This is a genomic window from Mycolicibacterium brumae, from assembly GCF_025215495.1.
GTDB lineage: Bacteria > Actinomycetota > Actinomycetes > Mycobacteriales > Mycobacteriaceae > Mycobacterium > Mycobacterium brumae.
Genome location: NZ_CP104302.1, coordinates 3,571,831 through 3,583,739 on the forward strand (window position 1 = coordinate 3,571,831; position 11,909 = coordinate 3,583,739).

The 11,909-nt window shown below is 69.5% G+C and carries 13 protein-coding genes; 5 read left to right on the forward strand and 8 right to left on the reverse strand.

Translation table 11 applies throughout. From position 1 onward, the window contains the following. Window positions 1-100: 100 nt before the first annotated feature. The 4 genes from L2Z93_RS17480 to purT are packed head-to-tail and all read right to left on the reverse strand — an operon-like array spanning window position 101 to window position 3,466. A complete protein-coding gene (locus tag L2Z93_RS17480; RefSeq protein ID WP_090588698.1) occupies window positions 101-1,336 on the reverse strand; it encodes an O-succinylhomoserine sulfhydrylase in 1,236 nt (411 codons plus the stop codon). Beyond that, window positions 1,333-1,746 (reverse strand): rhodanese-like domain-containing protein, encoded by a 414-nt coding sequence (locus L2Z93_RS17485; RefSeq protein ID WP_090588699.1) that lies wholly within the window; start codon window positions 1,744-1,746, stop codon window positions 1,333-1,335. Before L2Z93_RS17485 ends, L2Z93_RS17480 begins: the two co-directional genes overlap by 4 nt. Window positions 1,747-1,765: 19 nt before the next feature. Then, complete coding sequence (locus L2Z93_RS17490) at window positions 1,766-2,212, reverse strand: Rv0361 family membrane protein (RefSeq protein ID WP_090588700.1); 447 nt, start codon at window positions 2,210-2,212, stop codon at window positions 1,766-1,768. After that, complete coding sequence (gene purT / locus L2Z93_RS17495; protein WP_090588701.1) at window positions 2,213-3,466, reverse strand: formate-dependent phosphoribosylglycinamide formyltransferase; 1,254 nt, start codon at window positions 3,464-3,466, stop codon at window positions 2,213-2,215. A gap of 53 nt (window positions 3,467-3,519) precedes the next feature. Between purT and L2Z93_RS17500 the strand changes: the two genes are divergently transcribed. After that, window positions 3,520-5,100: a Na+/H+ antiporter gene (locus L2Z93_RS17500; protein WP_090588702.1), complete on the forward strand. Its 1,581-nt coding sequence runs from the start codon at window positions 3,520-3,522 to the stop codon at window positions 5,098-5,100. Window positions 5,101-5,103: 3 nt separating this feature from the next. On the opposite strand, the gene L2Z93_RS17505 is transcribed toward L2Z93_RS17500, so the two are convergent. Beyond that, the gene (locus tag L2Z93_RS17505) at window positions 5,104-5,745 is read right to left on the reverse strand and encodes a PaaI family thioesterase (protein WP_090588703.1); all 642 of its coding nucleotides are present in this window, start codon (window positions 5,743-5,745) and stop codon (window positions 5,104-5,106) included. Next, on the reverse strand, window positions 5,745-7,034 hold the full coding sequence (locus L2Z93_RS17510; RefSeq protein WP_090588704.1) for an adenylosuccinate synthase: 1,290 nt from the start codon (window positions 7,032-7,034) through the stop codon (window positions 5,745-5,747). The genes L2Z93_RS17505 and L2Z93_RS17510 overlap by 1 nt, the downstream gene beginning before the upstream one ends. A gap of 94 nt (window positions 7,035-7,128) precedes the next feature. Between L2Z93_RS17510 and L2Z93_RS17515 the strand changes: the two genes are divergently transcribed. Together L2Z93_RS17515 and L2Z93_RS17520 are read left to right on the forward strand one after the other, a co-directional pair. Next, the gene (locus L2Z93_RS17515) at window positions 7,129-7,725 is read left to right on the forward strand and encodes a peptidase M50 (RefSeq protein WP_090588705.1); all 597 of its coding nucleotides are present in this window, start codon (window positions 7,129-7,131) and stop codon (window positions 7,723-7,725) included. Window positions 7,726-7,900: 175 nt separating this feature from the next. Continuing rightward, complete coding sequence (locus L2Z93_RS17520) at window positions 7,901-8,671, forward strand: site-2 protease family protein (protein ID WP_090588706.1); 771 nt, start codon at window positions 7,901-7,903, stop codon at window positions 8,669-8,671. 6 nt (window positions 8,672-8,677) lie between these two features. Here L2Z93_RS17520 and L2Z93_RS17525 read toward each other — a convergent pair whose 3' ends face one another. Then, window positions 8,678-9,094 (reverse strand): DUF3151 domain-containing protein, encoded by a 417-nt coding sequence (locus tag L2Z93_RS17525; protein WP_162561899.1) that lies wholly within the window; start codon window positions 9,092-9,094, stop codon window positions 8,678-8,680. A gap of 74 nt (window positions 9,095-9,168) precedes the next feature. On the opposite strand from L2Z93_RS17525, the gene L2Z93_RS17530 reads away from it, so the two are divergent. Beyond that, complete coding sequence (locus L2Z93_RS17530; protein WP_090588707.1) at window positions 9,169-9,912, forward strand: Rv0361 family membrane protein; 744 nt, start codon at window positions 9,169-9,171, stop codon at window positions 9,910-9,912. Window positions 9,913-9,982: 70 nt separating this feature from the next. Here L2Z93_RS17530 and fbaA read toward each other — a convergent pair whose 3' ends face one another. Continuing rightward, window positions 9,983-11,017, reverse strand: coding sequence for a class II fructose-bisphosphate aldolase (gene fbaA / locus L2Z93_RS17535; RefSeq protein WP_090588708.1), 1,035 nt, complete (start codon window positions 11,015-11,017; stop codon window positions 9,983-9,985). A 111-nt stretch (window positions 11,018-11,128) separates the two neighbouring features. Here fbaA and L2Z93_RS17540 point away from each other — a divergent pair, with 111 nt between their 5' ends. After that, window positions 11,129-11,875: a VTT domain-containing protein gene (locus tag L2Z93_RS17540; protein ID WP_370745860.1), complete on the forward strand. Its 747-nt coding sequence runs from the start codon at window positions 11,129-11,131 to the stop codon at window positions 11,873-11,875. Window positions 11,876-11,909: the final 34 nt, after the last annotated feature.

An 11,909-nucleotide genomic window follows, 5' to 3' on the forward strand; every position in this document is an offset into this window, starting at 1 on the left:
CAAGCTCAGCGCTTGCTCCAGGGCTGCGCCCATCGACCTGGCCTCTACGCGCTTCGCAAGCTCAGCGCTTGCTCCAGGGCTGCGCCCATCGACCTCGCCTCTACGCGCTTCGCAAGCTCAGCGCTTGCTCCAGGTCGGCCAGCAGATCCTCGGTGCCCTCCAGGCCCACCGAGATCCGGACCACACCGTCGCCGAGGCCGATCGCGGCCCGGCCCTCGGGCCCCATCGCGCGGTGGGTGGTGGTCGCCGGGTGGGTGATCAGCGTCTTGGAGTCGCCCAGGTTGTTGGAAATGTCGATCAGCTTCAGCTTGTCGAGCACCTCGAACGCCCGCGCCTTGCCGTCGCCGTCGTCGGCGACGAGTTCGAAGGTGATGACGGTGCCGCCGCCGGACATCTGCCGTCGGGCCAGCTCGTACTGCGGGTGCGACGGGAGGAACGGGTACTTCACCCAGCTCACCGCGGGGTGCGCCTCCAGGAACTCCGCGATCCGCAACGCCGAATCATTGGAGTACGCCACCCGCAGCGGCATGGTCTCCAGGCCCTTGAGCAGCGTCCAGGCGTTGAACGGGCTCAGCGCCGGCCCGGTGTGCCGCATCAGCGTCTGCACCGGCCCGTCGATGTACTCGCGCGTGCCCAGGATCGCCCCGCCGAGCACCCGGCCCTGTCCGTCGATGTGTTTGGTGCCCGAGTAGACCACCACGTCGGCGCCCAGCGGCAGGCCCTGCTGCAGCAGCGGGGTGGCGAAGACGTTGTCCAGCACCACTTGCGCGCCCGCGGCGTGCGACATCTCGGCGACCGCGGCGATGTCGACCAGCGCCTGCATCGGGTTCGACGGGGTCTCGAAGAACACCGCCTGGGTGGGGACGGACAGCGCCTGCTCCCACTGGTCGAGATCTTCGCCATCGACGAAGACGGTCTCCACGCCCCAGCGCGGCAGGATCTCGTTGCACACCACGAAACAGGAGCCGAACAGGCTGCGGGCGGCCACCAGCCGGTCGCCGGCGCCGACCAGCGCGCCGAGGGCGGTGAACACCGCGGCCATGCCGCTGGCGGTGCCGAAGGCCGCCTCGGCGCCCTCCATCAGCCGCAGCCGCTCCTCGAACATCTGCACCGTCGGGTTGCCGTAGCGCGAGTACACGAACCGGTCGATCTCGCCGGTGAACGCCTGCTCGGCGGCCGAGGCGCTGGCGTAGGTGTAACCGGAGTTGAGGAACAGCGCCTCGGAGGTCTCCTCGAAGTTCGACCGCAGCAGCCCGCCGCGCACTCCGATGGTGGCCTGGCTGACGCCGTCGGGCAGCGGCTTGGGGATCCGGACCGACGGGACCTCAGAACTCATGACTGCCGCCAGGGCAGGCCCGCGGACTTCCAGCCGCCCACACCCCGATGCCCGTCAGCGTCGAGTTGGCCCTCGAACCCGTCGAGCATGTTGTACGACGGCGCGATGCCGGCCGCGGTGGCGATCTCGGCGGCCGGGATGGACCGGTTGCCCGAGCGGCACAGGAAGATCGTCGAACGCTCCCCCGGCGTCACCCCGGCGGCGGCCAGATCGGCGAGGAAGTTCTCGTTGCGAGTGCCGTCGGAGCGAACCCACTCGACGAAGACGACCTCGCGGTCGAGTCCGCTGAGGTCCGGCGCGCCGACGAACCGCCACTCCGCGGAGGTGCGCACGTCGACCAGCACGGACTCGGCGTTATCGGTCAGGATCTTCCAGGATTGTTCGGGGGTGATGTCTCCGGCGTAACTCACCGTCGCAGTTTCCCACAGCTCAGGACGGAGTCGCGCTGCAGACCTTCCACTGGCCGTCGGCGCGCACGTAGTCGATGGTGGCGTCGACCTTCTCGTCCCGGTTGCTCTCGAAGAAATACACCGCCTTGGCAGTCGCCGTGTCGCCGTCGACGGAGACGTCGACGACGTCCTCGACGTAGCGCGGACCACGCTCGGCCGACGAATCATGTTGGCGGCGGGTCAGTTCCGCGGCGTCGGGGGTCTGCTCCGGGCAGGTGTAGCTGGCGTAGGCGTCGTGGTCGACGCGTTGCAGGGCGTCGTTCTGGCCGATCGTGGCCCGGATGATCTGCTCCTGATCCATATCGGCCTCCCGGCCGAACAGGGAGATCAGCCCGATTGCGATCAGCACGATCACAACGACGCCCAGCGCGATCATGAACGGCGCCGCACTGGACCCGCTGTCGTCGTCCCGTCGTCCCAGACCCATCTAGCTTCCCTTCGTCCCCGCGCGCCAACGCGCGTGCAGTGCGGTGGTGGCCCGTCGAACCCGGTCGCGGGCGGTGGTCACATCCCCGGCGGTCGCCAGGGTCAACCCGAGCCGCCGGCGCGGCGCCCGGGACGGGCCGCCGAACACCCGCACATCGCTTTCCGGCGCCCGCAGCGCGGTGGCCAGCTCACTGAGCGCCGGACCGGTCACCGCACCAGAACCATAGGTCAGTTCCGCCGCCGCAGGCGAAATCATGATGGTGTCCAGTGGCAGCCCCAGCACCGCGCGGGCCTGCAGGTCGAACAGCGACAGCCGCTGCGAGCGCAGCGTGACCAGCCCGGCGTCGGTCGGCCACGGGTTGACGTCGGAGAAGTACACCTCGTCGCCGGCGACCAACAGTTCCACCCCGAACAGCCCACGCCCGCCCAGCGCGTTGACGATCCGGGCGGCGATTGAGCGGGCGGCGTCCAACGCGGCGGGGCTCAGCAGCTGCGGCTGCCAGGACTCCAGCACGGTCTGGCCGGCGAACCCGTCGACCTGACGGTGCCCGATCGGCTCGCAGAACACCAGCCCCTCCTCTCCGGGTATGTCGGAGCGCAGGGTCAGCAACGTCAGCTCGTGGTCGATCTCGACGACGGTCTCGGCCAGCACCCGGTTGTGGGTGATCCGGCCGCCGATGGCGACCGCGCGATCCCAGGCGGGCGCCACATCCTCGGGGCGCAGCAGCACCGACTGCCCATCGCTCGGCAGCGACACCAACGGCTTGACCACCATCGGCAGGCCGGCGTGCTCGGTGATCGCAGCGAGTTCCGCCGCCGAGGAGGCGAACCAGAACGGCGCGGTCGGCAGGCCCAGCTTGTCGGCGGCCAGTCGCCGCAGGCCCTCCCGGTCCAGCGCCAGCCGCACGGTCCGCACGCTCGGCGCGACGACGGTGTCCCCGCCCGCGAAGTCGGCCAGCGCGCCGGCGGCCACCCGGTCGGTCGCGGTGACGATGACGTCGGGCCCCAACCGGCGCAGCAACGCGCTCAACATCGTCGGGTCGGTGAGGTTGACGATCTCGGCGCCATCGGCGATCCGCGCCGCCGGCCCGCCCTCCTCGCCACGCCCGTTGACCACGATGACGACCGCGCCCAGCCGCTGGAACGCAGTGACCTGGTCGGCGCCGAAATCACCGGGCCCCAGCAACGCCACCCGCGCCGCTCGCACCGCCGGGTTCGTCATCGGCAGGCCCGAATTCGGGGTTCGGTGCAACATGTGGGCCACATTCGACCCAGAATAGGTGCAGCACACCCACGGAAGGAGCCAGCTTGCCCGCAGAGTTTCTCGCGGCGCTGGTGGTGTCGGTGCTGGTGGCCGGAGTCGCCCGGCGGATCGGCTGGTCGTCACCGCTGGTGCTGGTCGCCGTCGGCCTGGCCGCGACACTGATCCCGGGCATGCCGCACCTGGTGCTCGACTCGAACCTGGTGTTGTTCGTGATCCTGCCGCCGCTGCTGTGGACGGCCGGGCTGGAGAGCTCATATCTGGACCTGCGCAAGAACTTCGGCGCGGTCAGCAACCTGGCGGTGCTGCTGCCGCTGGGCACCACCGCGGTCGTCGGACTGGTCGCCTACCACACGGTTCCCGAGCTGACGCCGGCCGCAGCGCTGGTCCTCGGCGCGATCGTGGCGCCCCCGGACGCGGTGTCGGCGACGTCGATCGGACGCAAACTGGGCCTGCCGCGCCGGCTGATGACCCTGATCGGCGGCGAGAGTCTGCTCAACGACGCCACCTCGCTGACCGCCTACAAGGTGTCGCTTGCCGCGGCGATCGGGGTGACGCAAAGTTGGGGCCACGCCGTGGAGACCTTCCTGCTGGCCGTCGCGGGCGGGATCGTCGTCGGTGTGATCGCGGGCAAACTTCTGGTGGCGATCCGCTCGAGGATGGAAGACGCCGTCTCCGAAAGCGCGATCGGGTTGGTGGCGCCGTTCGTCTGCTACCTGGTCGGCGAGGAGATCCACGGCTCCGGGGTGCTGGCCGTGGTGGTCGCCTCGCTGATCGTCGGGCAGCGTTCCACCGGCGACGGCTACGCCACTCGACTGCAGGACGCCGCGACCTGGCGGTCGGTCCAGCTGGTGCTGGAGTCGTTCGCCTTCCTGCTGATCGGGCTGCAGTTGCCGCAGGTGGTGGAACAGCTGTCCGGGCTGTCGGCCCTGATGCTGATCACCTCGGCGGCCGCGGTGTTCGCGACGGTGCTCGCGGTGCGGATCGCGTGGGTGTTCGCGTTCGCAGCGCTCAGTCCGACGGTGCGGCGGGTCAAACCCGGGCCGGCCGAGCTGTTCGTGGTGGCCTGGGCGGGCATGCGCGGTGTGGTGTCGCTGGCAGCGGCCGCCGCGGTGCCGGTGACCACGCTGGCCGGCGACCCGTTCCCGGGGCGGCCGAACATCATCTTCCTGACCTTCGTGGTGGTCATCGGCACCCTGCTGCTGCACGGGCTCACCCTGCCGTGGGTGATTCGGCGCTTCGACATCAGCGCCGACGACCCGCGGGCCGACGACGAGGCCGTCGCGGCGGCGCGGCTGCGGGCGCTCGACGCCTCCGACCGGCGGTTGGAGAAGGAACTGAACGCCGCCCGGACCGCGGGCAAGCCGATGCACGTGTACGAGGAGACCGCCGAGGCGCTGCGCATGTGGAACGCTCGCCGCCGGGTGGTGGCCGAGTCCGAAGCGCTGGAGCCCACCGAGGAGATGGGTCCGGAACCGTCTGCGGTGTACCGGAAGCTGCGGCTGCGGATGCTGGCCGCCGAGCGGGAGGCGCTGATCGCCACCCGCGACGAGAACCTCATCGACGACGAAGTGCTCCGCGAGCTGATGCAGGACCTGGACCTGCGCGAGGCGGCGCTGGACCGCTGAGTGCTAGGGCTGGTGCGGTAGCAGGCGCACCATGAGCCCGTTGGCCTCGGCCAACAGCGCGCCGTCGGGGTCACGCAGCTCGGCGTTGACGAACGTCTTACGACCGTCGATTTCCCGAACCCAGCCGCGGGCGCTGAGCTGGACGTCGATCGGGGTCACCTTGCGGTAGTCGACGTGCAGGAACGCGGTGCGGCTGATCGGGCGCCGCACAGCGCGGATGGTCATGCCGAACAGGGTGTCGAACAGCAGCGGCAGCACCCCGCCGTGCACCGCGTTGTTGCCGCCCACGTGATAGCGGCTGAAGGTGACGTCCAGCGCCACACCGTCGGGCCCGAACGCGGTGATCTGCCACGGCGGCAGCAGCAGGCTGCCCGCGGCCGGCAGTTTCAGCGACCGCCCCGCGGGGCCGACAAGTTCGCCGGCCTGCGACGGGGCCAGCAGCTCCACCAGCTCGGCGACCTTGGCGGCGGCGACATCCCAGGTGGCGTCGTCGGGATCGGCCGACACCGCGAGATCCTGCAGTCGGCGCATCCCGGCGACGAACTCGCCGAAACCCGGCCCCGGATCGGCCGGGCTGAACCGCGGAAAGCCGCCGTGCCGTTCGTAGTCCGGGTCGACGGAGGTCGGGTCGGCTTCTTCGGCCATTACGCCAGCACGTCGTTGCGGACGATGGTCTGGTCGCGGCCCGGCCCCACGCCGATGCAGGACACCCGCGCGCCGGACAACTCCTCCAGGCGCAGCACGTAGTCGCGGGCCCGCGCGGGCAACTCGTCGAACTCCCGGGCGCCCGAGATGTCCTCCCACCAGCCCGGCATCTCCTCGTACACCGGTTCGGCGCGCAGGAACTCCGACTGGGTCATCGGCATCTCATCGGTGCGCCGGCCGTCGACGGTGTAGCCGACGCAGATCGGCACGGTCTCCAGGCTGGACAGCACGTCGAGCTTGGTCAGGAAGTAGTCGGTGATGCCGTTGACCCGGGTGGCGTAGCGGGCGATGACGGCGTCGAACCAGCCGCAGCGCCGGGCCCGGCCGGTGGTCACGCCGACCTCCCCGCCGGTCTTGGCCAGGTAGGCGCCGTGCTCGTCGAACAGCTCGGTGGGGAACGGGCCGGAGCCGACGCGGGTGGTGTAGGCCTTCAGGATGCCCAGCACCGTGGTGATCCGGGTGGGCCCGATGCCGGAGCCGACGGCCGCGCCGCCGGAGGTCGGGTTGGACGAGGTGACGAACGGATACGTGCCGTGGTCGACGTCGAGCAGCGTGCCCTGGGAGCCTTCCAGCAGCACCGTCTCGCCGTTGGCCAGCGCGCGGTCCAGCAGCAGCCGGGTGTCTGCGATGCGGTGTTTGAAGCCTTCGGCCTGGCTGAGCAGGGTGTCGAGCACCTCGGCCGGGTCCAGCGCCTTGCGGTTGTAGATCTTGACCAGCACCTGGTTCTTGAACTCGAGGGCCGCCTCGATCTTGACAGCCAGCGACTTCTCGTCGAGCACGTCGGCGACCCGGATGCCGATCCGGGCGATCTTGTCCTGGTAACAGGGCCCGATGCCGCGGCCGGTGGTGCCGATCTTCTTGGAGCCCATGTAGCGCTCGGTGACCTTGTCGATGGCGACGTGGTACGGCATCAACAGGTGCGCGTCGGTGGACAGCAGCAGCCGCTCGGTGTCCACGCCGCGATCGATCAGCCCGTTGAGTTCGGTGAGGAACACCCCCGGGTCGACGACGACGCCGTTGCCGATCACATTGGTCACACCCGGGGTCAAAATGCCTGACGGGATGAGGTGCAGAGCGAAGTTCTCGCCGGTCGGCAGCACCACGGTGTGCCCGGCGTTGTTGCCGCCCTGGTAGCGGACGACCCATTGAACTCGGCCACCGAGAAGGTCGGTGGCTTTCCCCTTGCCTTCGTCGCCCCACTGGGCGCCGATGAGGACGATTGCCGGCATGGCACAAATCTCCTGCTCATCTCGCCGGATACCGCATCCAGCCGGTGAGTAACCTTATCCGACTTGAGGGCTTGGACCGCCAAAAGGAGCTGCGTTGACCGTTGTGCTGCGCTTCGACGACCGCCGGGCGCCGCGTTCGCTGCGCGACCTGCCGCTGGTCGACGTGGCCGCTCCGGCCGACCTGGACCCGGTGATCTCGTCGGCTTCGCGGGTGCTGGTGCTCGGCGGCGACGCCGAACTGGCGATGGTGCTGTCCCGCTTGCTGCGCCAGGATCTCCTCGACGTGGAGGTGGCCCCGGCGCCGAATGCGCGTCTGGCCCGGCGGGCCCGCGATGGGGAGTCCAAGCGGGTGCCGCTGATTCGGGATGAGACCGGCCGGGCGCTGGTCGGGACGGCGTTCTGGCTGCCCCCGGACGGTTCCGCGCTGATCGAGGGCGAGGCCATCGTCGACGACACGGTGCTCTTCGACGGGCACGCGCGGTCGGTGCGCGTGCAGGCCACCGGGCAGTTGCCGGGCCTGCGGGCGCAGGTGGTGTCCGGGCGGCTGGGTTCGCCGCGCTGGGTGACCGGCCGGGCCGCGCAGCTGGGCACCACCGGGGCGATCGTGGTGCGCGACGGAAAGCCGGTGGCCAACCCGGTGAAGCGGTCCACCTTCTACCGCAACACCCGCGGGTGGCTCCGGGTCAGCTGACGCGGTGTGCCAAACCACCGTCGCTGCGGGCCCTCGTTTGGATAATCCACTTTGCTCACGCCACAGCCGGTGGTTCGGCACATCGGTCCAGGTGCGGCGAGCAATCGAACACGCGAACGCCGATTCTCGCGTCCGCCGCGGGCCGACCTGAGCCCGGTTCGGCAATGATGGACGTGTGACCGTTCACCCGATCCGCTCCTCCGTACGGCCCAGCCCGATTTTCCTGCTCATCGTGGGCGTCGCCGCGCTCGGCGGGGTGCTGGCCTGGATGGCCGGCGACGAGGTCAAACCGCTGGCCTACGCCGGGGTGTTCATCCTGGTCATCGCCGGATGGGTGGTGTCACTGTGCCTGCACGAGTTCGGCCACGCGTTCACCGCGTACCGGTTCGGCGACCGGGAAGCGGCGATCCGCGGTTACCTGACGCTGAACCCGTTGAAGTACGCCAACCCCGGCCTGTCGCTGGCGCTGCCGCTGCTGTTCATCGCGATCGGCGGCATCGGCCTGCCCGGCGGCGCGGTGTGGGTGAACACCAGCGGTATGACCAAGACTCAGCAGTCGGTGGTGAGCCTGGCCGGCCCGATCGCGAACCTGGCGCTGGCGGTGGGCCTGCTGACCGCAGTCCAGGTCGGCTACTCCCCCGAGCATTCGGTGTTCTGGTCCGGCATCGCGTTCCTGGCACTGCTGCAAGTGATGGCGCTGGTGCTGAACCTGTTGCCGATCCCCGGCCTCGACGGCTACGGCGCGCTGGAGCCGCACCTGAGCCCGCAGTTGCGCCAGCAGCTGGACCCGGTGCGTCAGTGGGGGTTCCTGATTCTGCTGGTGGTGTTGCTGCTCCCGCCGCTCAACGGCTGGTTCTTCGGGTTCGTGTTCAAGGTCTACGAACTCTTCGGCGGTATCTCCGCGCTGGCCGGCGTCGGGTACGGGCTGACCCTGTTCTGGCGCTGAGCCCCGCTACTTGACGCCGAGTTCCACCCGGGCGGCCGGGTCGCAGTCGTCGAGCAGGTCCAGGCAGCGCTGGTACTCGGCGGTCTCGCCGATCTCGTCGGCGGCACGGGCAAGCGCGGCGACACAGCGCAGGAAGCCCTGGTTCGGCTCGTGCGCGAACGGCACCGGGCCGAAACCCTTCCAGCCGTTGCGGCGCAGCTGGTCCAACCCACGGTGGTAGCCGGTGCGGGCGTAGGCGTAGGCGGTGATGACCTGGTCGTCGTCCAGGGCCCGCTCGGCCAGCGCCGCCCAGGCCACCGACGCGGTCGGGTGCGCGGCGGCCACCCGCGCGGCCGGTTCCCCGGCGACCAGCGCCGCTTCAACGTCGGGGTCCTCGGGAAGCAGGACAGGATCGGGACCAAGCAGATCACCCATGCGCGTCATGGCGACCATTCTGCCGTGCCCGGCGCCGACCGCGGGTGGCGCCTGGACGGACGCACTCCATTAGGCTTGAAGCCATGTCGACCCCCTCCGAACCCGGCCCGGAGCGCCCCGAATCCGGCGCAGGCGCTGACCCCGGCCAGGGTGACGCCGCCACCGAGATCTTCGCCCCGGCCGAGGAGCCGGCCGAGGACGAGCGGCGCTACACCGCCCCGTCGGCGTTCGACGGGTCCACCCAGATCATCGGCACACCGTCCCCGGACCCGGCGACCGAGATCATCGGCACGCCGGCCGAGGTGACCGCCGCCGCCGGCGCGACCCAGCCGGCGATGCCCGCCCCGCCGCGGCCCGCAGGCCCGCAGGCCATTCCGCCGCGGCCGGCCACCCCCGCCGAATCGGCGGCGCAGCGCCGGCACAGCTGGGGGTGGGTGCTGGCGCTGTTGCTGGTCATCGCCGCGCTGGTCGCCGTCGCGATCCTGGTCATCGTGCTGTTCGCCCGCAGCGGGGACAAGGCGCAGGTGGACCAGGTGCGCGACACCATCGAGACCTACAACGACGCCGTCACCGACGGTGACCTGACGACCCTGCGCTCGGTGACCTGCGGTGGATACGACGATTTCGACGACGACCAGTGGCAGGCCGTGCACACCCAGGTCGTCGACGCCAAGCAGAACCCGGTGGTCTACAGCATCGACGAGATCGTCGTGAACGGCGACCACGCCGAGGCGAACGTCACCAGCTACATCGCCGCGGACCCGTCGGAGACGTCGATCCGCAGCTTCGACCTGGTCAAGACCGACGGCCAGTGGAAGATCTGCTGACCCGATAAAGCAATTCGGCCGCGGACCCCATCGGGGTGCCGCGGCCGATTGCGTTCCTCGGCGACTCGAGTCAGGCGGTGACGCTCTTGCCGGCGCTGTGCAGGTCATTGCAGGCCTCCACGACGCGCTCGCTCATCCCGGCCTCGGCCTTCTTCAGGTAGCTGCGCGGGTCGTAGACCTTCTTGTTGCCGACCTCACCGTCGATCTTCAGCACGCCGTCGTAGTTGCTGAACATGTGCCCGGCCAACGGGCGGGTGAACGCGTACTGGGTGTCGGTGTCGACGTTCATCTTCACCACGCCGTACTTCAGCGAGTCCTCGATCTCGGACTTCAGCGATCCCGATCCGCCGTGGAAGACGAAGTCGAACGGCTGCGCGGAGGAGTCCAGGCCCAGCTTGGCGGCGGCGACGCGCTGCCCCTCGGCCAGCACCTCCGGCTTGAGCACGACGTTGCCGGGTTTGTAGACGCCGTGCACGTTGCCGAACGTCGCGGCCAGCAGGTAGCGGCCCTTCTCGCCGGAGCCGAGCGCGTCGATGGTCTTCTCGAAGTCCTCCGGGGAGGTGTACAGCTTGTCGTTGATCTCGGCCTCGACGCCGTCTTCCTCGCCGCCGACGACGCCGATCTCACACTCCAGGATGATCTTGGCGGCCGCCGCCTGGGCCAACAGTTCCTGGCCGATGGTCAGGTTCTCGTCGATCGGCACCGCCGAGCCGTCCCACATGTGCGACTGGAACAACGGGTCCAGGCCGCGGGCGACGCGGTCGGCGGAGATCGCCAGCAGCGGGCGGACGTAGGTGTCCAGCTTGTCCTTGGGGCAGTGGTCGGTGTGCAGCGCGATGGTGATCGGGTAGTGCGAGGCGATGCTGTGCGCGAACTCGGCCAGCGCCACCGCGCCGGCGACCATGTTCTTGACGCCCAGGCCGGAGCCGAATTCCGCGCCGCCGGTGGAGAACTGGATGATGCCGTCGCTGCCGGCGTCGGCGAAGCCCTTGATCGCGGCGTTGATGGTCTCCGAGGACGTGCAGTTGATCGCCGGGAAAGCGAAGGAGTTCTCCTTGGCCCGGTTCAGCATCTCGGCGTAAACCTCGGGCGTGGCGATGGGCATGGGGATTTCCTCCTGAAAGCGACCTGCGGCGAGTGACGTCCCTGCAGTATCGCAGGACCGGCGCGGCGACGAAACCGGAGTCGGAATAACACCCGGGTACCCTTGTCCATCGTGATCGGAAACGCCGCCGTGGAGACCACCGCGCACCTCGCGCTGATGCCCGACTTCCTCGATCCCGCGATCCTGCTGTGCAATTTCGGCACGTGGGCGCTGATCGGCCTGCTGGTCGTTGTGTTCGTGGAGTCCGGTGTGCTGTTCCCGGTGCTGCCGGGCGATTCGCTGCTGTTCGTGGCGGGCATGCTGGCCGCCGGCATCACCACCGGCTCGGCCTGCGCCACCCAACCGAATTTCGCGCTCTGGCAACTGCTGGTGTTCATCCCGATCGCGGCGATCCTCGGCGGGCAGGTCGGTTACTTCATCGGCCGGTTCATCGGCGTGGAGATGTTCAAGCCCAACGCCCGCTTCCTGAAGCAGAAGTACCTGGACGAGGCGCACGTGTTCTTCGAGGAGCGCGGGCCGATCGCCATCGTGATCGCCCGATTCGTTCCGATCGTGCGGACCCTGGCCCCCATCACCGCCGGCGCGGCGAAGATGACCTACGTCAAGTTCACCGTCTACAACGTGGTCGGCGCCCTGATCTGGGGCATCGGCCTGACGCTGCTGGGCTACTGGCTGGGACAGTTCGAGATCATCCAGAAGCTGCTGGAGCCGATCATCATCCTGATCGTGGTGCTCTCGGTGCTGCCGATGGTCTTCGAGTGGCGTAAGCGCCGCAAGGCCGCCAAGGCCGAGCAGAACGCGGTCGATGACGCCGCCGCCGACGACGCCAACGAGGTTCCCGAACCGCTCGAGGACTGACGCTGTCAGGATCACCGGCGCCGATAGGGCACCG

Coding starts and splice junctions, on each gene's coding strand:
- L2Z93_RS17525 (WP_162561899.1), bottom strand. CDS start 9,094: ATGACGCGCATGGGTGATCTGCTTGGTCCCGATCCTGTCCTGCTTCCC.
- L2Z93_RS17530 (WP_090588707.1), top strand. CDS start 9,169: ATGTCGACCCCCTCCGAACCCGGCCCGGAGCGCCCCGAATCCGGCGCA.
- purT (WP_090588701.1), bottom strand. CDS start 3,466: ATGTTGCACCGAACCCCGAATTCGGGCCTGCCGATGACGAACCCGGCG.
- L2Z93_RS17490 (WP_090588700.1), bottom strand. CDS start 2,212: ATGGGTCTGGGACGACGGGACGACGACAGCGGGTCCAGTGCGGCGCCG.
- L2Z93_RS17505 (WP_090588703.1), bottom strand. CDS start 5,745: ATGGCCGAAGAAGCCGACCCGACCTCCGTCGACCCGGACTACGAACGG.
- L2Z93_RS17510 (WP_090588704.1), bottom strand. CDS start 7,034: ATGCCGGCAATCGTCCTCATCGGCGCCCAGTGGGGCGACGAAGGCAAG.
- L2Z93_RS17480 (WP_090588698.1), bottom strand. CDS start 1,336: ATGAGTTCTGAGGTCCCGTCGGTCCGGATCCCCAAGCCGCTGCCCGAC.
- fbaA (WP_090588708.1), bottom strand. CDS start 11,017: ATGCCCATCGCCACGCCCGAGGTTTACGCCGAGATGCTGAACCGGGCC.